At 29.4% G+C, this 21,663-nt stretch carries 19 protein-coding genes; 7 read left to right on the top strand and 12 right to left on the bottom strand.

Annotated elements, in window-relative coordinates; translation table 11 throughout:
* Positions 1-90: 90 nt before the first annotated feature.
* The 4 genes from ACZ49Z_RS08460 to ACZ49Z_RS08445 form a co-directional block, all read right to left on the bottom strand.
* Positions 91-789, bottom strand: a complete 699-nt coding sequence (locus ACZ49Z_RS08460; RefSeq protein WP_464307736.1) for a zinc metallopeptidase — start codon at positions 787-789, stop codon at positions 91-93.
* A 158-nt stretch (positions 790-947) separates the two neighbouring features.
* Positions 948-1,367 (bottom strand): hypothetical protein, encoded by a 420-nt coding sequence (locus ACZ49Z_RS08455; RefSeq protein WP_464307735.1) that lies wholly within the window; start codon positions 1,365-1,367, stop codon positions 948-950.
* A gap of 135 nt (positions 1,368-1,502) precedes the next feature.
* Positions 1,503-2,129, bottom strand: a complete 627-nt coding sequence (locus ACZ49Z_RS08450; RefSeq protein ID WP_464307734.1) for a response regulator — start codon at positions 2,127-2,129, stop codon at positions 1,503-1,505.
* A gap of 3 nt (positions 2,130-2,132) precedes the next feature.
* Positions 2,133-4,127: an ATP-binding protein gene (locus ACZ49Z_RS08445; RefSeq protein WP_464307733.1), complete on the bottom strand. Its 1,995-nt coding sequence runs from the start codon at positions 4,125-4,127 to the stop codon at positions 2,133-2,135.
* A gap of 293 nt (positions 4,128-4,420) precedes the next feature.
* Here ACZ49Z_RS08445 and ACZ49Z_RS08440 point away from each other — a divergent pair, with 293 nt between their 5' ends.
* The 5 genes from ACZ49Z_RS08440 (at position 4,421) to ACZ49Z_RS08420 (ending at position 6,463) form a co-directional block, all read left to right on the top strand.
* Positions 4,421-4,909 (top strand): outer membrane beta-barrel protein, encoded by a 489-nt coding sequence (locus tag ACZ49Z_RS08440; RefSeq protein WP_464307732.1) that lies wholly within the window; start codon positions 4,421-4,423, stop codon positions 4,907-4,909.
* 92 nt (positions 4,910-5,001) lie between these two features.
* A complete protein-coding gene (locus tag ACZ49Z_RS08435) occupies positions 5,002-5,181 on the top strand; it encodes a hypothetical protein (RefSeq protein WP_464307731.1) in 180 nt (59 codons plus the stop codon).
* A gap of 45 nt (positions 5,182-5,226) precedes the next feature.
* The gene (locus tag ACZ49Z_RS08430; protein WP_464307730.1) at positions 5,227-5,418 is read left to right on the top strand and encodes a hypothetical protein; all 192 of its coding nucleotides are present in this window, start codon (positions 5,227-5,229) and stop codon (positions 5,416-5,418) included.
* A gap of 248 nt (positions 5,419-5,666) precedes the next feature.
* Entirely contained in the window at positions 5,667-5,801 is a 135-nt protein-coding gene (locus ACZ49Z_RS08425; RefSeq protein WP_464307729.1) for a hypothetical protein, read from the top strand.
* 98 nt (positions 5,802-5,899) lie between these two features.
* Complete coding sequence (locus ACZ49Z_RS08420; RefSeq protein ID WP_464307728.1) at positions 5,900-6,463, top strand: hypothetical protein; 564 nt, start codon at positions 5,900-5,902, stop codon at positions 6,461-6,463.
* Positions 6,464-6,691: 228 nt separating this feature from the next.
* Here the strand turns inward: ACZ49Z_RS08420 and ACZ49Z_RS08415 are convergent, their stop codons facing one another.
* The gene (locus ACZ49Z_RS08415; protein WP_464307727.1) at positions 6,692-7,288 is read right to left on the bottom strand and encodes a hypothetical protein; all 597 of its coding nucleotides are present in this window, start codon (positions 7,286-7,288) and stop codon (positions 6,692-6,694) included.
* 246 nt (positions 7,289-7,534) lie between these two features.
* The gene (locus ACZ49Z_RS08410) at positions 7,535-10,789 is read right to left on the bottom strand and encodes a class I tRNA ligase family protein (RefSeq protein ID WP_464307726.1); all 3,255 of its coding nucleotides are present in this window, start codon (positions 10,787-10,789) and stop codon (positions 7,535-7,537) included.
* Between the two features lie 383 nt (positions 10,790-11,172).
* On the opposite strand from ACZ49Z_RS08410, the gene ACZ49Z_RS08405 reads away from it, so the two are divergent.
* Positions 11,173-12,048 (top strand): cell division protein FtsX, encoded by an 876-nt coding sequence (locus tag ACZ49Z_RS08405; protein ID WP_464307725.1) that lies wholly within the window; start codon positions 11,173-11,175, stop codon positions 12,046-12,048.
* A gap of 113 nt (positions 12,049-12,161) precedes the next feature.
* Positions 12,162-12,398: a DUF3098 domain-containing protein gene (locus tag ACZ49Z_RS08400; protein ID WP_464307724.1), complete on the top strand. Its 237-nt coding sequence runs from the start codon at positions 12,162-12,164 to the stop codon at positions 12,396-12,398.
* Between the two features lie 496 nt (positions 12,399-12,894).
* On the opposite strand, the gene ACZ49Z_RS08395 is transcribed toward ACZ49Z_RS08400, so the two are convergent.
* The 6 genes from ACZ49Z_RS08395 to ACZ49Z_RS08370 form a co-directional block, all read right to left on the bottom strand.
* Positions 12,895-13,512 (bottom strand): response regulator, encoded by a 618-nt coding sequence (locus ACZ49Z_RS08395; RefSeq protein ID WP_464307723.1) that lies wholly within the window; start codon positions 13,510-13,512, stop codon positions 12,895-12,897.
* Between the two features lie 3 nt (positions 13,513-13,515).
* A complete protein-coding gene (locus ACZ49Z_RS08390; RefSeq protein WP_464307722.1) occupies positions 13,516-15,378 on the bottom strand; it encodes a sensor histidine kinase in 1,863 nt (620 codons plus the stop codon).
* 499 nt (positions 15,379-15,877) lie between these two features.
* Positions 15,878-17,482 (bottom strand): tail fiber domain-containing protein, encoded by a 1,605-nt coding sequence (locus ACZ49Z_RS08385; protein WP_464307721.1) that lies wholly within the window; start codon positions 17,480-17,482, stop codon positions 15,878-15,880.
* A gap of 71 nt (positions 17,483-17,553) precedes the next feature.
* Entirely contained in the window at positions 17,554-18,183 is a 630-nt protein-coding gene (locus ACZ49Z_RS08380; RefSeq protein ID WP_464307720.1) for a response regulator, read from the bottom strand.
* Between the two features lie 58 nt (positions 18,184-18,241).
* The gene (locus ACZ49Z_RS08375) at positions 18,242-19,597 is read right to left on the bottom strand and encodes a glycoside hydrolase family 19 protein (RefSeq protein ID WP_464307719.1); all 1,356 of its coding nucleotides are present in this window, start codon (positions 19,595-19,597) and stop codon (positions 18,242-18,244) included.
* Between the two features lie 72 nt (positions 19,598-19,669).
* A complete protein-coding gene (locus tag ACZ49Z_RS08370; RefSeq protein WP_464307718.1) occupies positions 19,670-21,559 on the bottom strand; it encodes a sensor histidine kinase in 1,890 nt (629 codons plus the stop codon).
* Positions 21,560-21,663: the final 104 nt, after the last annotated feature.

Raw genomic sequence — 21,663 nt, 5'->3', positions numbered from 1 at the left:
TAAGATACTAATTTTAGAGAAAAAATACAAATAAAAAAGGCTGTCCTTACTTTTTGGACAGCCTCTTTATTATCTGTACTTTAAAGCCAATTAATCTCTAGAGCCTAAAATCCTAAATGCCCAATACAACAAAGAAGCCAATGCTCCTAGAGCCGCTACAACATAGGTTCTTGCCGCCCATTTCAAGGAATCTTCTGCACCTGCAAATTCTTCTTGACTTAACATGTTTTTATTTTTTAACCATGCTAAAGCTCTATTACTTGCATCATATTCTACAGGTAATGTAATAAAACTAAAAGCAGTAGCAATTGCCATTAAAATCAATCCTGCGACTGCAATATAGAATCCTATACTTGATTTTGAAGCGAATCCTAAGATTAAACCACCCATAATTAGCCATTGAGACATACTTGATGAAACATTGACCATTGGCACCATTTTAGAACGCATAGTCAACCAACTATATGCCTGCGCATGTTGCACAGCATGTCCAACTTCATGAGCAGCAACTGCTGCAGCTGCAGCGTTTCTTTGATTATAAACTGCTTCTGACAGATTTACTGTTTTATCCATTGGGTTGTAATGATCGGTTAATCTTCCTGGTGTGGAAATAACCCTAACATCTCGAATTCCATTATCCGCTAACATTTTTTCAGCAATTTCTGCACCACTCATTCTATTTCTTAAATGCACTTTCGAATAATGTGCAAACTTACTTTTTAATCTAGCACTAACCAACCAACTAAATAGAGCTATTCCTCCTATTAATATTAAATATGTGAAATCCATAATTTTTATTTTAATTACTAAAGTTACAAAATAAATAGCAAAAAATATTCCATTTCACTAAAATGTCAATTTGTCATTTTTTATTTTCATAAAGCAATCAATAACATTATTCAAAAAATACAATTCATGTTCTTTAGGAATTTATTTTAACTGCAATATTACTTATTTGAAATTGCGTTTGAAGTTTTATTAACATCCATTACAGGCAATAATCCGTTTGATGGAACATAAATGATTTGAGGCAAATCTCCTTTGTCTGCTAATTTCTCTAGTGTACGAATAAATAAATACTGATTATAGGTTTCGCTTAAAGTTCCGTTTTCTACCTTCATTGCTTCAGCCATTCCCTTTGCGCGTTCAATTTCTGCCTGAGCATTTAACTTTTCCGCTTCTAGTTTTGCTTTTGCTTCTTCTACTAAAATTCTTCTGTTTTGTTCTGCCTTAGCCATTTCTGCTTTTCCAGCCATTTCTTGTTGCCAAACATTATAACGAGGTAAACCAAACATTAGAGCAGTTATCGCTACAACAATTAAAAACCCCACTAATAAAATTACTTTTCCTAAATTATTTCTTTCCATTTTTAAAAAATTTTGATTTATTATTATACGCAAAATTTTTAAAATGTTACATAAATCTTCTTTTTTATTAGGAGATAAAACTATCTTTATAATATTTCACCAACTAAATCACTATCAAAATTCTTTTGAATATATTCAGATTAATTTATTCTTAATCACATAATTAATTAGTTCAGCAACATTTTTTACTTCATATTTATTCAAGATATTTCTTCTATGTGTTTGAACTGTTAAAAAACTAATATATAATTCATCTGCAATCTCTTTTGTAGATTTCCCTTCAGTTAACAATCTCACTATGTCTTTTTCTCTCCTACTTAGTAAAGGAATATTCTTAAAATCACTTTCTTTAGGCGAATGAATACTTTTCTTTACTTCCTCACTAAAAACAATTTCCCCATCCATTGCTCTATACAAACATTTCCCTAATTCTTCCATTGATATACTTTTTAGAAAAAATCCATTACCTCCATTTTGAATAAATTGCATTATTATGCTTCTTTCCGATTGACTACTCATTCCCAAAACTACAATATCAGGAAAATTAACTTTTAAATGTTTACATAGATCTATCCCATTATTTTCTTGCAAAAAAATATCTGTAATTATCAAATCTGTTTTGTTTTTTTCTAACCAGACCAACAAATCATCACTTTTTGTGAAACTTGCTTCCATTTTAAAATCTGAAAAACTCAAAATCAAATTACTAATCCCTGAAATTACCATAGGATGATCGTCCAAAACCACTACTCTATATGGCATATTTTATTTTAATTTATTATCAAATTCAATATAGACAGATGTCCCTATTTCTTCTTTTGAATCAATTTCATATTTCCCTCCTAAAAACTTAACTCTATTCTTCACATTGGTCAATCCCATCCCTTTTTTAACATTATCCATATTAAAACCTATACCATTATCTTCTACTGTTATATAAAAGAACGAATCATTAGAAGTGCAAGAAACTAAAATTTTTGTTGCTTTCGAATATTTCAATGCATTATTCAACAGCTCTTGAATGATTCTATAAACCACAATTTTCTTATTTTTTGTTAAGCTAAATTCATTAGCAAGAAATTCAAAATCAATGATCAAATCAGAATTATTAAAAGAACCACATAAATCTCTTAAAGCAGATTCTAATCCTAAATTTAACAATGCGCTAGGCATTAAATCATGAGAAATACTTTTCAACTCTGCGATAGATTCGTCTAGGACAGAAAATATCTGATTGTTTTGGAATTCATGATTTTGAACTTCTCGTTGTAAATTCATTTTCAATGCAGACAACAAACTCCCCAGCCCATCATGTAACTCTCTTGCAACTCGCTCTCTCTCCAACTCTTGGCCCTCTAAAAGCGCATTAGAAACCACTAACTGTTGCTTGTTTTCTAAATGTTCTAATTCCTGTTTATAATTAATTTCTTTCTGTAAGCTCAATTTTTTTTGATACCTATAAAATATTAAAACCAACAATAATACTATTAAAAGTAAAAAGGAAATTACTCCAAAAAATATCATTCTCACCCTACTATTTTTTAATTCCGCATTACTTCTTTCTTTTTGAGCCTCTAAGAGTTTTATTTTACCTTCGTTTTCTACTTTGTTAAATTTTGCTTCCAATTGAATGATTTCTTCTTGGTACATTGATTTATTCAAGCTATCATTAAGAATTGCATAACTATTCATATATTCATATGCTTTCTTAAACTCTCCTTCTTTTTTATAAATCTCAGCTAAATTTGTTAATAATTGTTTTTTTTCAACAGGATAGGGCGTTAATGGAAGAATTTTTTCCATCATTACTTTTGCTTTTTTGAAGTTTCCTTTTTTTAAATAAACATCACTTAAATAAAATTCAACTCTTGAAGTCCAAAAAGCATTGTTATTTTTTTTTGACGACAATAGTGCTTTATTAAAAAAATCTAATGCCTCATTATATCTCTTTTCTTTATATTTAACTAAACCATTAATATGAAAAAACAACATCTCATAATTTGAGACAGGAAAGTTTTTTTTAATTTCTTCTGCTTTTTTTAATTTGCTTTTACCCTCTTCTATTCTACCTGCTTCTAACAAATTATCTGCATAAAAAAGATATGTCTCTATTTGAGATTCTATAGCAGTAGGAGTTTGCTCACGATCAATCTTATCTACATAATATTCTGCTTGTTTATAATATTCATTTGCTTTCTCTAATTCATGATTATTCCCTAATGCAGTTGCCACACCTCTATACAAACCTCCAATTATCTCATAATCGTTAGTTTTCTTTGCTAAAGGAATGGCTTGATTAATAAGTATATCCATAAAATCATTTTCCTTACCTTTCCATTGCTGGATTAACCCATAATTTTGAAGAATAATAGCTCTTAAACGATAAGCTTCTTTGTTTTTGTATTTTTTCAAAGCTTTATTCGCTTTGTCTAACTCACTTTCAAATTTATCAATGTCTGTATTAATATGTTCATATGAATGATAGTAAATTGATACATCATTTATGAAAGGGATTGTCTTTTTATATACATCTCCTTTTGCTAAATGATAATTATATTTTTCAATATCCGATTTTTTAAGATACAATAAAGAAACACGATAATTCAAAATAGCTCTAACACTATCGGACTTTGTCGAATCTATTCTTGTTAAAACTTTATTTATGTAATCGTTGTTATCATCTACAGAATAAAGTTTTTGGCTATAGACAGGAAGATAAGTTAATAGAGTAAAAATCAATAATAAAATTCTAATTCTCATTCATTTGTTTTTTTAGTTAATTCGATATAGCTCATCAATAATTATTCCAATATATTTCAAAATTTGTAGGGTAAATTTCATTTCCTAATTTGTTTTTATTGTACTCTTTAAAAGAACCAACTACCCCAGTATTCATTAAAAAACAACACTCAAATGTATATATATATTTTCTAAAAAAAATATTAAATCTACAAAATGTACCTGATTTCAGGTAAAAGAAAACACTCCTTTTCAGGTATTGATATCCTTTACCCAATAAGCTAATTTTGAAAATGAAAAAAAAACAAATACTCATGAAAAAATTATTTCTATTATTCCTAACAACACCATTCTTAATAATGGCACAAGCACCTTTAGAAAAAGGTAAATTTCAACTTAATGCTGGCTTAGGAAACTCAGGATGGGGCATTCCTATATATTTTGGTGCAGATTATGGAATTGGTAATCAAATTACTATTGGTGCAGAAGGCTCCTATCGTTCCTATTCTAGTTATGGTTATAAAAGTTCAATCGTAGGACTACAGGCAAATGCCAATTATCACTTTAATGAATTGCTCAAAATCCCTAACCAATGGGACGTTTATGCTGGAGCAAGTGCAAATTATTATTCGTGGCACTATGATAATGATTATGCAGATCGTTATTTTGACAGCTCAAACTTTGGGATTGGGATTCAAGTTGGTGGTCGATACTTCTTTACACCAAAATTTGGGATAAATGTTGAACTGGGTGGAGGAAATGCTACTAGTGGTGGAAAAGCAGGAATTACATATAAACTATAACTCTTTTAATTTAAATTCTTTATAACAAAAAACAATCAAAAGTCTCAATTGATTGCAAAAAATGTTTGAGACATGAACAAATCTAATTAATTATGAAAAAATCAATTTTAAAATTGAGTGGCACAAAAGTGCTAACTTCAAATCAACAAAAAGAAATTAAAGGTGGTGTTGCAAAAGACTGGGACAAATGTTGCCTAAAATCAGATTCTCCACCACTACCTCCATTAGGATGTGAATCATGGGTTATTTGTGGTCCAGATTTCGACCTATAGATTTACAATTTGGGATAAAATGGTATTTACAAACAAGAAATAATTATGAAACATTCAATTTCAAAACTAAAACACTCTTTTTCTATTTCTCGTGAAGAATTGAAAAGAATTAATGGAGGAGCAGCATGTTACAGCGTAATTTGTGGGCTAACACAAGCGCAATGCTATGCTTATCCTTTAATGATTAATTACAACGCTAGTAAAGGTTGTTGTTCCATAGAAAACCCTGGTTGCTAAATATAACTTTCTAAAAAACAGTAATCAATAGGACTAAATTTAAGGCATAATTTATAGCATCATACTATAAATTATAAGCTAAAATTTGTAGTGTATTTTCTGCTATTAACCATTTTTTTAGACGAAACCTGTGTTTCAAACATATTTTCTTGGTCTTATCAAATAATTGAATAATCAATAAAAAGTCAAAATCCCAATTGACGTTAAATGCTTGGGTAAAACAACAAACAATTAAATATTTTTAAATTATGACAAAATCAATTTTAAATTTAGAAGGTGTAAAAACACTAACAACGAAGGAAAAAGCGAAAGTAAACGGTGCAGGTGGTATTCAAGAAGGTTATTGTGGTACACGAGGATGGCCTCCATGTAAAGAGAAATAAAAAAGAAAAGGTTTGGTTCACTTTCCATAGTGGAGCCAAACCTTTTTAATTAATCGTTTTTAAGTAAAAAATAGAACTTCAATTTGAAATTTAAAAAAATGAAGAAGATTATACTTCTTTTTGTATTATTAACAAACATCTCTTTTGCACAAGAAAAAATGAACGAAAACTTACCAATGGAAGTCAATGACTTTATAAACGCTCTTTCTAGCTTGAAAGGTGTTAAAAAAGTAAATACCTCACTACAAAACATAAGCAAAATCACCGTTGAGGATTTAAAACTTCCTTCCTCTTATGCACTACTTCCTCATTTAGCAATTCGAAGAACAGGAGGAGGAAAGCCAAACGAAGCATTGGCAACTTTCGAATTTGAATTAAAAAAAGAAAAAAAATCATGGATTTCCTTAGAATTTTTAGCATGGTGGATAAGAGATTTAAATAGGTCGGGACATGAAATTCAACTAAGACCTTTAGCTTTCCCTCCTATTGAAGATACCGACCAATTAGGAAACTCACTTTCTTTCCTAATAGAAATTTTCATAGTAGAACCTGAAGATGATATCAATAAAATTTTAGAATATGTAGGCACTCTTGCAAAATCTTTAAATGAGGAAGCAAATCAATCCTATAAAGAGGAATTACAAAAAGCTTATTCAAAATAACAAAATTGTAAGAACTAGATAAATGTAAAAAGCTGTTAATTGTAGACAGCTTTTTTTATGCTAAAATGGCTAAACACTTATCAAAATTATTTTTGTATAAATGATTCTTGGAAAGGCAATTTGACTTCTTCGACAATCTCTTATTTTTTTAAAGATTCTATTATAAAACTTTTGCTCTTTATTGTTGTTAAAACAACAAATCAAAACAGCCTGATTTAAAATCACGCGTTAAGAAACGTTTTTTAATTCTTTAAACTTTTTAGCTTCTTCAAATAATTGCCTTCTTAAACCTTGTTCTCTTTCAATACAAACTCTTCTGTATGATTCATATTCTTCTTCTAAATCTTTTAATACTGATTTAGAATGGGTCGTTATTTTATTTGCTGATTTAAATTTAAAAAACAAAATTAAAGCCGCCATCAACGCTCCTAGAAACAACGTCCACATTATAACCGTAAATTTTTTCTTATCTATAGAAAAACCTAAGAAACCAATACTTGCTTTTTCATTCAAAAGCGCATCATTAGAGTTTTTATATTCGTCTATTTGATTTTGTAAACCTAAAATTGTGTTTTCATTTTTCTTTACTTCTTCCCTAAGCAAAGCTTGAACGTTCTGTTCGTTTTGAATATAATCTTTTAGGGTAGCTTCAAAAGCATTAATACCTTTTTTTTCTACTACTTTATAGTTTTCATAGCTGTTTGATGCTTCAATTAATGTTGTTAAATCATTTAATACTTTCTTACTCTTTTCTTGTGCAAGTAACGATATGAAGCTAGTGCAAAAAATGCACACTGCTACAAATGAAATTTTCGTTATTTTCATTTTTAATTTTTGTTTAGGGAAATTAATAAAAATTACAAACTGGTTTAATAATTTGTAAATAGATTTACTTGTTTTGTTTTATTTGTATAAGAAGGAAAATGAAAAAAACACGTTTTTATTGTGTTAAATAGCTTTTTTAACTTTTTTATAAGACTTTTTCATGCAAAAGCTAACTGTTTTGAATAAAAAAAAGCCCAAACAATACCATGAAGTACTATTTGGACTTTGTATTTTATATTAAAAATATTACCCTACCAAATTAATTACTCTACCAGGAACAATAATTACTTTTTTAGGCGTATTTCCTGCCAATTGAGCAATGGTTCTTTCGTCTTTCATTACAATTTCCTCAATTTGCGCTTCTGTTAAATCTAAAGGTAAATTGATTTTGAAACGCATTTTCCCATTAAATGAAACTGGATATTCTTTTTCTGATTCTACAAGATATAATGCTTCAAAAATTGGAAAAGCAACCGTTGCAATAGAACCTTCATGTCCTAATTGTTTCCATAATTCTTCAGCAATATGAGGAGCATAAGGAGACATTACAATTGCCAATGGTTCTAAAATGGCTCTATGGTGACATTTTAAAGTTGCCAATTCATTCACACAAATCATGAATTGAGAAACCGAAGTGTTGAAAGAGAAATTCTCTATATCTTCTGTAACTTTTTTGATGGTTTTGTGTAGCGATTTATACATTTCTTTTGTAGGTTCTTCATTGGTTACAATTAAACCATTATCATCAAAATACAAACGCCATAGTTTTTTTAGGAAACCAAAAACACCTGTAATTCCAGCGGTGTTCCAAGGTTTTGCTTGTTCTAATGGACCCAAAAACATTTCATACAAACGTAAAGTGTCAGCTCCATATTCAACACAAATTTCATCTGGATTGACTACGTTGTATTTAGATTTAGACATTTTTTCTACTTCACGATAACAATAAAATTTATTATCTGATTTTTTTATAAACTTTATTTCATTAAAACCATTTACATTAGAAATAAATTCTTCTATATTTAATTCACCAGTTACGTCATTAATTAAATTAACAGGAACTGGATAAGGCCTTTTTGAAACAACAAAATCTAAATTTAGATTAAATTTCTTATGATTGACTCTTAATGTCTCTATCGAGATTTTTTCTTTAATAAAATTAAACTTATATAATCTGTCTAGTATTTTATTTAAAATTTCATCTGAATAATTTATCTCTAAATTCAATTGATTAATATCATAAAATAATTTACCTGAACCAATAACAATAACTTTTTTAATTGAAGAAAACTCCTCCTCATTGTATTCAAATTCAATCTCCCAAATGAAATATTTATCATTAATATTATTTATATTTTGAAAAATATCTCTAAGAAAAGCTTCACTATCTTCATAATTATCTTTCTGCTTAATTATATTGTCTTTTATATCCTGAAATATTGTCTCAGAAAAATCATCAGCTCCTATAGATATTGGAAATTCAATTTTTATTGAGTCTATTATTATATTATTATATGGATCAATAATAGGAAAACTAAAATTATAACTTTCAATATCAAAATATGCAGAATTACCCAAAATCATCCCTTGATTGATCAATTTCTTAAAAGGTTCTTCTGTGGGTGCGAAACCTCTATCTTTTAAGAATTTGTTCCAAAAACGAGAATACAACAAATGTCCGGTTGCATGTTCGCTACCACCAATATATAAATCTACATTTTGCCAATAGTCTAAAGCTTCCTTACTTGCAAAATCGTCTTCATTGTGTGCATCCATATAACGCATCCAATACCAAGAAGAACCAGCCCAACCTGGCATTGTATTTAATTCTAATGGAAAAACTTTAACGTTATCTATTAACTCACAGCTGACAACTGACAACTTTTCTGTATCCCAAGCCCAAACTGCTGCATTGCCCAAAGGTGGTTGCCCGTCTTCTGTTGGCAAATACTTTTCTACTTCTGGCAAAGCAATTGGCAAATGTTTTTTGTCAATCATTTGTGGCAAACCATTCACATAATACACAGGAAAAGGTTCTCCCCAATATCTTTGTCTCGAAAAAACAGCATCGCGCAAACGATAATTTATTTTTCCATAACCTTGTTTTATATTTTCTAAAGCTTCAATCGCTTTTTTAGTCCCTTCTTTATACCCTAGACCATTTAAAAAATCAGAATTCACTAATTTAAATCCTTCTTTAGCTCCAAAAGCTGCTTCCGAAATATCTTGATCAAAAATATTTTTAATTTCAGGCATTCCGTTTGTTCCTTTAAAGAAATTCGCGAAAGCATAATCACGTTCATCACCACAAGGAACTGCCATAACTGCACCAGTTCCGTAACCAGCTAGAACATAATCTCCAATCCAAACTGGAACGGGTTCTTTGGTGAAAGGATGTTCAGCATAAGCTCCTGTGAAAACTCCAGAAATGGTTTTCACGTCTGCCATTCTTTCTCTTTCAGAACGTTTTGCAGTGGCTTCAATATAAGCTTCAACAACTTCTTTTTGTTCTGGAGTTGTAATTTTAGCTACCAAATCGTGTTCTGGTGCTAAAGTCATAAAAGTAACACCAAAAATAGTATCTGGACGCGTTGTAAACACATCAATTACTTCGTCATGATTTTTCACGTTGAAAGAAACCATTGCTCCAACAGATTTTCCAATCCAGTTTCTTTGACTTTCTTTCAATGATTCTGACCAATCAATATCGTTCAAACCTTCCAACAATCGCTCAGCATAAGCAGAAATTCGCATGGACCATTGTGTCATTTTTTTACGAATCACAGGATGACCACCTCGTTCTGAAACACCATTTACAATTTCGTCATTAGCCAAAACCGTTCCCAAAGCTGGACACCAATTTACTTCTGTTTCTGCTAAATAGGTTAAACGATATTGCAATAATATTTTTTGTTGTTCTTCTGATGAAAAGGCATTCCATTCTTCTGCTGTAAAAGAAACAATAGTATCATCACAAACCGCATTTACAGTAGTGTTTCCTTCTTTTTCAAAAATGGAAACTAAAGTCGCAATGTCTTCTGCCTTATTCGAATCATTATTATACCATGAATTGAACAATTGAATGAAAATCCATTGTGTATGTTTATAATAATCGGCATTAGATGTGCGTACTTCTCTACTCCAATCGAATGAAAATCCGATTTTATCTAGTTGTTCGCGGTAACGAGTAATATTCTCTTTAGTAGTTTTATCTGGATGTTGTCCTGTTTGTATAGCGTATTGTTCTGCTGGCAAACCAAAAGAATCATAGCCTTGCGGATGTAATACGTTAAATCCTTTATGACGTTTGTATCGAGCTACAATATCGGAAGCAATATATCCTAGAGGATGTCCCACGTGTAATCCTGCTCCAGAAGGATAAGGAAACATATCTAGAACATAGTATTTCGGTTTTTCAGAATTATTTGAGGCTGCAAAAGTTTGATTTTCTGCCCAATAGTTTTGCCAATTGGCTTCGATTTCGTTTGGATTGTATTTCATTCGTCTTTATTATTTTGCCTAAGGACTCATGCTGTCGCAAGCTCAAGTCATTCGTCTTTATTATTTTGCCTAAGGACTCATGCTGTCGCAAGCTCAAGTCATTCGTCTTTATTATTTTGCCTAAGGACTCATGCTGTCGCAAGCTCAAGTCATTCGTCTTTATTATTTTACCTAAGGACTCATGCTCTCATAAGCTCAAGTCGTCTCTTATAGTTTAGCGTTTTCTGTTTTTGCTTTAAAAATAAAAGCAAAAATGAGATTATAAACTTGAAAAAATCAAGTGCAAAAATACGTTTATTGTACGAAAGTCAAAACTTTGAACGTTATATTCTATATTTAACAAAATTCTTTTTTATTTTTACAGCATAATTTATAAATTTAATATGGCATCTTCATTTGAGACCTATCAAAAACGACGTTTAATTTCTTCTTATTTTTCGGTAATTGTAAGTATTTTTCTAGTACTCTTTTTATTAGGAGCTTTAGGTTTGTTTGTAATTAATTCTAAAAAAATTACGAATGACTTTAAGGAGAACATTCCAATGACTGTCTTTTTCAAGAATGAAGCTAAAGATAGTGTATTGAATCATTTTGATGCCGAAATGAAAAATGCGCGTTATATTAAAGAATTTGCTTTTGTGCATAAAGATAGTGCTGCTAAAAACAATGTCGATATTGTTGGTAAAGATTTTATGGAGTTTTTAGGGTTTAATCCGTTACAAAATTCTTTTGATATTAATTTAAAAGGAGATTATGTTGTTGCGGACAGCATTAAGAAAATTGAACATGATATTAAAAAAAATGAGATGGTTTCGGAAATCATCTATGATAAACAATTGGTTGATTTGGTCAATGATAATGTGAAGAAAATTAGTTTCTGGATGCTTATTATTAGTGCCTTCTTGGCCATTGTAGCTATGTTATTAATTAATAGCTCCTTGCGTCTTTCTATTTATTCTCATCGTTTTACTATTAAAACAATGCAAATGGTTGGTGCAACAAAATCGTTCATTAGAAGACCTTTCATTTGGAGAAGCATTAAACTTGGACTAATTGGTTCTTTATTAGCTATTTTTGCGCTAATGGGAGCTGTTTATTATATTGATGGTCTTTTACCTTCATTGCATTTGTCGAAAGATTATATGTCTTTAGGGATTGTTTTTGGTAGTGTATTGCTTATAGGGATAATTATTACTTGGATTAGTACCTTTTTTGCTACTCAACGTTTCTTGAATTTAAGAACAGATGATTTATATTAACATAGGGATATTAAAAAAAACATAATAATAATTATACAATTGTTGTTTAAGGAACAAGTTTACCAGTATAAACTTTAATATTTAAAGGCATTGATAATAAAATTTTAAACTACATGAAAAACTTCAAAGAAAATAACGAACCAGAATTTTTATTCAACAAATCGAATTATACTTTTCTTCTAATTGGTCTTGGAGTTATTGCTCTTGGCTTTATACTTATGAGTGGTGGTGGTAGTGATGACCCAAATGTTTATAGTGATGCCATTTTTAATTTTAGAAGAATTCGTTTAGCTCCAACAACGGTTTTAACTGGTTTTGGGATTGTTATTTATGCAATCTTCAAAAAATAGAACGTTTAAAAAAATGACAATACCCTTATTTAAATTTAAATAAGGGTATTGCGTTTTGATAGTTAAATGTGGAAAGCAGCAATTATTGATGCAATGTTTTAATGCAACAGTAACTTCTTATTTAGCAAAATGCCATTGATTTCCAGTCTTATTATATAGAGCCCTTTTATAAAGAACTTATATTTTTTTTTCGAAAATATAAACACCTCTCTTGTGTTTTGTTAAATCTAGCTTCCCAAAACCTAGAAAAACATAATTAATGTAGACTAGAATTTCTCTTAATTTTATTTCTTTCTAATTGAAGCCCAATTCTCTGAGTAAGAAGAATAACATGCTAAGACAATCGGGCTATCAAATTGATTTGCTTGTGAAAAATACTATTTACATAAAAATAAAATGATAATAATAGATATTTTTCTCATGCTTGTTTATTTATTCATGCAAATTAAGCACATATTTTTTTTATTACACCCCCCGAAAAAAGGGGTCTATTATTTTATATCAAATTTATCTTGATTGCATATTTAATTAGACCTACTACATTAGATGCTCCAGTTTTTAATAATAGGTTTTTGCGATAACCTTCTACAGTGTAAGTTGATAGTTTCAAGATGGCTGCAATTTCGCTTGTTGTCTTTTCTTCAATTATTAATTGCAAAACCTCTAATTCTCTTGGTGTTATGGTTTGTGTCTCTTCAGATTTTGATTTGTAATTCTCTAAATAATCATTATAGATATCGGGTTGAAAGTAATTTTCTCCTTCCATAATTTTTTGAATAGCGTTTAACAAATCTAGGCTCGATATGTTCTTATTTAAAAAACCATTTACTTCAAATTGTATCAGTTTATGAATTGTAGCATGATTGGTCATACTACTCAACACTAAAATTTTCAATGCATCATCATTTTCTCGTATTTTTTTAATCAAATATAATCCGTCTTTATCTGGCAATTGCAAATCTGTTACTATCAAATTTGGCTTGTATGTATCTTTAATTTGCAATGCCTTGTCAACAGTAACAACTTCTCTTACTTCATACTTGCTTCTAAGGATTGATGCAATACTTTCTGCAAACACCTTATGATCATCTACAATTAATATTTTTAGTGACATTTTTTATAATGGTAATTTTATTTCCAACAATACTCCTTCTCTAGATGAATTTATTTCAAATTCTCCTTTTAATAATTCAACTCTTTTTTCAATATTTTTTAAACCTATACCTGTAGAGTTGTTCTTAGAAAAACCTACTCCATTGTCTTTTATTTGCAATAACAATTCACTCTCTAATTCTATAATATCTAATTGAACTTGGGTTGCAGAAGCATGTTTCACAATATTATTTATTGTTTCTTGTAATATCCTATAAATACTTAAAAGAACGCTATCTTCCAATGTATTTACTTTTTTACTAATTAGCACATTTTTTATAACTGATATTCCTTTTTTTTCAACCATTAAACATAGACTATTTACTAGTTGTGCAAACTCAATATCTAAAATTCTTTCTGGATTTAATTCATGAGATAAGTCTCTCACTTCATTATACAAATTATCGATTTTATCAACAATCGAATTAATATTCTTTTTATCAAATAGCTCTTCCGATGTTATTGCTACTTTTAAAGCTCCAATTTCGTTTGCTATTCCATCATGCAGTTCTAACGATATTTTTTCTCTTTCTTCAAATTTAGCCTTTATCTTCTCTTTTATTATTTCGGATTTCTGACGTTCCAATGTTGCTTTTAGTTGCTCTTCATGGAGCAAATTTTGATTATCGCGTAGCTTTTTTTGTGTTTTTGTCTTGTGATAATATACAATCATTAATACAATTAACAAAAAAAACAAAATAATAAAACTAACGAGATAAAGTGTTTTAATCCGTGTTTCTTTCTGTATAATTTTCTCTTTTAAAGCGAGTTCTTTTTTATTCTCTCTTAATCGAAATCGAGATTCTAAATCTGTTCCTAATTTTGCCTTTTCGATATTAAAAATACTATCGTTAATTTGATTAAATTTTGCTAAACTTTCATTTTCGTTAAAGAAATCGCCTTGCTTTGAGTAATAATCTTTATAAGCTAAATAAATATCTTTTAAAATATAAATATCTCCTTGATTTAATTCTAATGCTTTATCTAGATTAAACTTTTCTAAACGTTCATTTTTTTGAATCTTTGACAAATAATACAGATTTAAATATGTACTTGAAGATAAATTGTGAAAACCATGTTTTTTTTGATAATGCAATGACTCATATAAATGTTGACTAGAATTTTCAACATCTTCAAGTAAAAGAAAAACATAGCCTAATTTATTTAGGTATAATGAATATTCATAAATTTCTTTTTCCTCAAAAGAATCCAAACCTTTTAGCAGGTTCTCTTTTGCAGATGAATAATCTCGCCTTTTTAGTGCTACTTCACTTTTTCTCAAAAAATAATCTGGAACTACATTATTTCCTGTTATTAAATTAAAAGATTTATCAAAATAATCATTTGCTTTATCAAGATGATTTTCTCTCAATTGCAAATCTCCCATTAACATATACATTACTCCTTTTTCTTGAGGGTTAGCACTTTCGTTTATGGTTAGTAATGCTTGAGTCAACTCCGTCATTAAAACATTACCATCTACATAGTTTTTCCCCCAATTTACATAGTCTATTACAGCTTGATAATAGCGTTTTGTATTTAAAAAATATTTTTTAGAAATAATTAACTCTTTCTGGAAATAATATCTAGCTGAATCTGCATTTCCTGTTAAATTATGCATATTCCCCAAATATTGATATGCTGTAATAATATCCTCTCTTGTCTTTGCTGTTTTTTTAAGCAAATAGACTTGTTTTTTTGCTTCTTTTGGAGCACTATAAAGCACCTTATCTACGCTTTCTTTTACTTCCTGAAATGGAGAAAGTCCTTGAGAGAAAAGTATGAATACGGAAAATAGGTTAAAATATAGTATATGAATAACTTTCATTTATAAGATTTGTGCATTTTAAAATAAAAAGTTAAAAGTATAAAAAAATATTAAACTCAAATTATGCATTAGAATACTAATAGGAAAAATGACTATGCTATTTTTATCTTAGGCATCAATTTTGTCTAGATTTATCTCGCTACAAAGTCATAATGTATAACCAAATTTAAACTTCAAAAATTATTAAAATGAAAAGGACGAATCTCTGCAGATTCGCCCTTTTTCCATCTTAACAAACAAATAATTACAAAGCCCCCAAAGAATCTTTCTGCTATGCCAAGATGCGCTCTAATCTAAAATGGAACATAATATATGAAATCTGATTTTCATTTCTGGTTACTATCATACATTTACCAGAAACATACTAACTAATTCTGATTTTGGGCAAAAAGGTTTTTTTATAATAGTTCATGTTTTTATTCCGTTAGACATTTTATATACTCAAAGATATTTTTTTGCTTTACTTATAGTACAATGGTTTTCAGGGGGTAAAACATTTTTATTTAATAATTTTACTGATTAACAATTTTAGTTCAGCTATTTCTTTTTTCTGATTGTTCAATTCTTCCTGTTGTTGCTCAATTTGTTCTTGTTGTTCTTGGATGGCTTTTGTTAATGGAACTACAAATTCTGCATATCTTAATCCATAAAAATCGTCGTTATTCTTTGGTTTATCTACCCCTGAAAAATCATAACCAATTTCCGTAGCTACAATTGCAACTTCTTGAGCAATAAATCCAGTTTGCACTATTTCATTTTTAGTATCCGTATTTAAATTGTTCTTTGGCAATTTTAAAAATGTGTTTATATTTTCTAAATCCAAATTATAAACTACTGGTTTCAACTTTAAAATAAAATCTAAACCAGGCACTTTTTTATAATCTATATTTTTTTTAAATCTTTTATCTGATACATTTGTCCAACTAGCAAAACCACCAATACTAGTTGTAGCATTATTCCCAATCCTCACTTGATTATCTGCTGACACATTTGCATTATTCCCAATTGCTATCGAATTACTATAATTACCATTATAAAAAGCATTGTGCCCAATCGCTATATTATCACTTCCATAGGAGTTTATATAGAGTGCCCTTACTCCTAGTGTAGTGTTTCGTTCTCCCGACAAATTATTTAATTGTGATTCATGTCCTATACTTATATTATTAGAAGTAGCTTGATTATTATAAAGACTAGATGTCCCTATTGCAATATTATTGCTCCCATTAATATTTCTTTCTAATGCCGATTTTCCTAAAGCTATATTATCTTGTCCTGTTTGATTGTTGAATAAACTATATGAACCTCCAGCTACATTATTATTCCCAGAAATATTTCGTTCTAAAGCACTTTTACCAATTGCTGTATTACTTCTTCCGTTTAGATTGTTATATAAACTAGAATGTCCAATCGCTGTGTTCAATATTCCAGTGGTATTTCTTTCTAGGCAACTATAGCCAATAGCCACATTATAACCTCCCGAACTATTTGTCATTAAACTAGATACTCCTATTGCTGTATTCTGACTTCCTGTAGTGTTATTTTCTAATGCACTATAACCAATAGCTGTGTTGTCGTTTCCGCTAGCATTTAATTTAAGTGCATTTACTCCAATAGCTACCGATCGGGTTGCTGTGGTTGATGAATTTGAAAAGGTGTTTACTCCAAAAGAAGTATTTGTTGATGTTAGTTTTCCCGAAACAATATTATTTCTTCTAAAAACCAAATCGTTGTCATCTAGTGTCCCTAAAAAATTAATGCTCGGATTTGTGTTTGAATTTCCATATAATGACCAACTTGATTCGGTATTTAAACGAATCCATTTACTCCCGTCCCAATAATAATATCCAGGTGTAACAGCTGTTGTTGATGTTCCTGCTGTAGCATTGTTATATACTAATGTACTTGTCAATGGAGCTCCTAATGTGCTTGGGTTAACAACAGGTGCTGCAACATTTGTTGACAATAATGAAACTCGTGGAATAAGAATTCCTTGGGTAGAAGAAGTAATATCTAGTGCTCCTTCTGGGTTAGTAGTTCCAATTCCTACTTGGGCTTGAAAAGAAACTGTAAAGAACAGTAATAATAGTTTAATTTTTCTCATGGTTAATAGTATTTATAATTCAAATTTCCGAATCTAATACTACAATCAACCAATGGTTTTCAGGGGGTTACTCAAAACAAGTTATTCATTAAAGTATATTTTATTAACCCGACCACGTTTTTTGAATTCGTTTTTTGCATTAAATTTTTTCGATGTCCTTCAACGGTAAAAGGAGAAATATTCAACTCATCAGCAATTTCAGCAGTAGTTTTCTCTTCAAGTATAAGTTGTAATACATCTAACTCTCTTGCTGTAAATTCTACTTTAGTTGTAATAAAATCAGAATTTATATAGGCATCATAAATAGATTTCTCAAAATATTTTTCCCCGTTTAAAACCTTGTTTAAAACATTAATCAATTCTAATTGAGACACATTTTTACTTAAATAAGCATCTATTCCTAGATTATAAAATTGCTTAAAGACTTTAATTTTTGAAAAACTAGTTAAGATTACATATTTTGGTGTTTTATGTAATTCTTTTTCAATTAGTTTTATGTTTTTAATAAAATCAAATCCGCTAATTTCAGGCATTTCAACATCGGTAATAACCACATCAAATTCTTCTGATTTTAAATATTTCAATGCCAAATCAGCACTTACAAGATTTGTAACATGATATTCATGTGACTCTAATACCATCTTTAAGCTTTCCGAAAAAACTTTATGATCATCTACTATTACTATTTTTTTTCGAGACATTATTATTGATTAACAAAACACTAGAAGCTATAAACAATTAGCCTCTAGTGTTTTAAGATTATTTTTTTATCCAATTAAAAACTGCTTTTGAAGATTCACTCTCAATATGAATTAGATATACTCCAGCGGCAAAATTTGACACATTCATTCTACAATTCAATTCATTAGGTTTAATTTGCATAATCATTTGCCCCATCACATTATAAACCTCAACGTTTGAAATAGGTTTTTCATATTCAATGAATAAATCTTCATCTCCAGGATTAGGGAAAATAGAAACTGCTTTCAAATTAAAACTACTACTAGCAAGCGTACTCACATTGCAATTCACATAGTTTTCCATAGCATTAGTTGTACTTTCATAGCATAATGTTGAATAATCTCCAGAATCCTCCGAAGCAATATCTTGAGTACTAAACCCTAAAATAGAAAGATAATATTTATACAATTCAGAACGTAAAACGACTTTCTGAGTAAAAGCTGCAGAAGATGTATTTCTACATTCTAAGCCTCCATTAATAATATTATTTGTGTGTGCAAATCCCTTTTTATACATTTTAGCAGCCGAATAATCTCCCGTTTGAGGCGTCCATAGTTCATGCATTGCCTGATGACAAGAAGGTTTTGGGCATTGAGGCATCATCCAGAACCAAATAGCAGATTTAAAAGCCAAAACACCATCTTGTTGAACCAAATCGGGATCATTAAGTAAGATACTAGAGTCATTATATAAAAATTTACTAAATTGACCATAATTATAATTCCATGACAACTGTATTGGGCCTCTTCCATAGTAACCTTTAGTTGGATTTGGTGGAAAATCAGCATTTGCTTGAGAATAGGTTCCTGCTGAATTTGCACTTGTATATCCAACCTCATGCACAAAATAAAGTCCCCAAACAGCATAGTCCCCTGCTGCACCTCCACCAACTGGCAATTGCCATCCACCAGTGGTTTCTTTTGAAATATTCGCTAAAAAAGCAGCCAATTCTCTTTTATTATTTAAAATTGATGACGTATTTAAAAAGTCTTCGAAATCTACATTTATAACAGTTTCAGGAGTTGTGTTTGTATGCCACCATGAATCAACATCTGAATAAATATAACTTTGATTTGTGGATTTTTTTGTAATTGTAACTAATTCTCCCCATACCCCTTGTTTTTTTCTTATCTCGACCAAATAATCTGCCATTTCAGCAACCGCTTGGCTAAAGTTTTCAAAAGAATAAAAATCAGTGACATAGCCTTGTGGGTGTGTTCCAAATGTTCCTGCTCTTTTAGGGAACAAAGTGTTCCATTGGGTTGCATCTAATAAGTCTTCCGCACTACTATCAGTTGAATTTTGCGCAAAAAGACAAGTCTCAAACAAAAAGACTATAGTTAAAAAAATGTATTTTAGTAAGTTTGCTCTCATATTATTATTTTTAGTTAATAGTTTACTTTGAGACAAATTTGAGAAAACTATTTAAAATTGAGACCATGGTTTTCAGGGGGTAATCCGTTCCATTGGAATAGTAATTTTAACATCGGTTCCATTATTATTACTTGAAATTTCTAGCTTTCCTCCAACATTTTTAACTCTTTTTTCAATATTTTTTAATCCAATTCCTTTTTTTGCATCATTCAAATTATAGCCAATTCCATTATCATTAATATGAATATATAAACTTTCCATGCTCTCCACAACATCAAAAACTACTTTTGTGGCAAGAGCATGTTTAAGTATATTAGCAGTCACCTCTTGAATAATTCGATATACATTAACTAACACTTCTGCATCTAGGCCATCAATTCTCTTTGTGATATATAACTCTTTAATCGTTTCTAATCCATTTTTTTCAATTTGCATGCACAAGTTTTCTACAAATTGAGAAAATTCAACACAATCAATGTTATCTGGATCTAAATCATGTGACAAATTTCGAACTTCATTATACAGCTTATCGATTTTATTTACAACCGATTCTATTTCTAATTTATCTAGCGTAGATTCTTTAGAAATAGTCAACTTTAATGCGCCAATTTCGCTAGCTATTCCATCATGAAGTTCTAATGACAAACGTCCTCTCTCTTCAACTTTTGCCTTAATTTTTTCTTTAATAATCTCTACTCTTTGATTTTCAAGCATTAATTTTAATTGCTCTTCATGAAGTGTTTTCTGATTTTCTCTTAATCTTTTTTGAATTCTTAATTTCAATAAATAGAAAATTATTAGTGCAATGACAAAAATTAACAACACAACAACTCCAATTGAATATAGTAATTTAATTCTTTTATCTTTTTTAATAACACTCTCTTTTAACGCAATCTCTTTCTTACTTTCATTTAACTGATACCTTGATTCAATATCTGTTTTAACTTTTACTTTTTCTATATTGAAAATACTATCATTTAATTTTTTAAATTTATTGAGAAACTCATTTTCTTTTACCAAATTATTCTCTCTTGAATAATAATCTTTATATCCTAAATAAATATCTTTCAATACCGAAATATCTCCACCATTATAGGCTAAAGCTTGGTCCAAATATTTTTTTTCCAAAGTTTTATTCACTTGATTTTCTTTTTCTAAATTATATAGATTTAAATAGGTTTGAGAAGATAAATTATTAAATCCATTTTTATTTTGATACAATAATGATTCTTCCAAATATTGTTTTGCCTTTTTATATTCGCCAAGTAATAATGACACATGTCCTAATTTATTCAAATATAAAGGATAAGTATATATGTTTTTTTCCTTGAAAGACGCTAACCCTTTTAACAGATCTTCTTTAGCCTTTGTATATTCTGTTTTTAAGATGTCTATATCTGCTTTCCTCATAAAGTAATCTGTTTTCACATATTTCCCTTTGATTAAGCTAAACGATTTGTCATAATATTTTTCTGCTTTTTCATATTCAAAATCTTTCAAAAAGATGTCGCCCATTAGCATAAACATTAATCCTTTTTCTTGTGAAAATTTTTTTTCATCAATATCAGACAACGCACTTATTAATTCCTTTACCAAAACATTTCCATCTACATAGCTCGTTCCCCAATTACAAAAATCGATTACAGATTGATAATACAAGTTTGTTTTTAAAAAATTTCTTTTGGTATAATCGAGTCTTTTTAAAAAATAATAACGTGCAGAATCTGAATTTCCTGATAAATCATATATATACCCTAAATATTGATATGAAATCACCTTTTCTTCTTTTGTTTTGGCTATTCTTGAAAGCAAATATGCATCTTTTCTGGCTTCTAAAGGAGCATTAAAAAACACCTTTGAAACTCTCTTTTTCACGGTTTCAAAACTTTCTTTATCACTATTTTGAGCCAATACAAGTACTTGAAAAAAACAACAAAAGAAGACATAAAAGTAACTTTTCATGTTCATAGAATTTATTTTTAAAATTATATCGATTATCATTCTTTGTCAATTTGTAAGTATTTCACGAACGGAATCTCATCTTTTGATATATAATTAAAATAGTT

The organism is Flavobacterium sp. KY-23415, assembly GCF_055384985.1.
The sequence above is the reverse complement of the archived record's forward strand: the minus strand, read 5'-3'. Positions and strand labels throughout refer to the sequence as shown.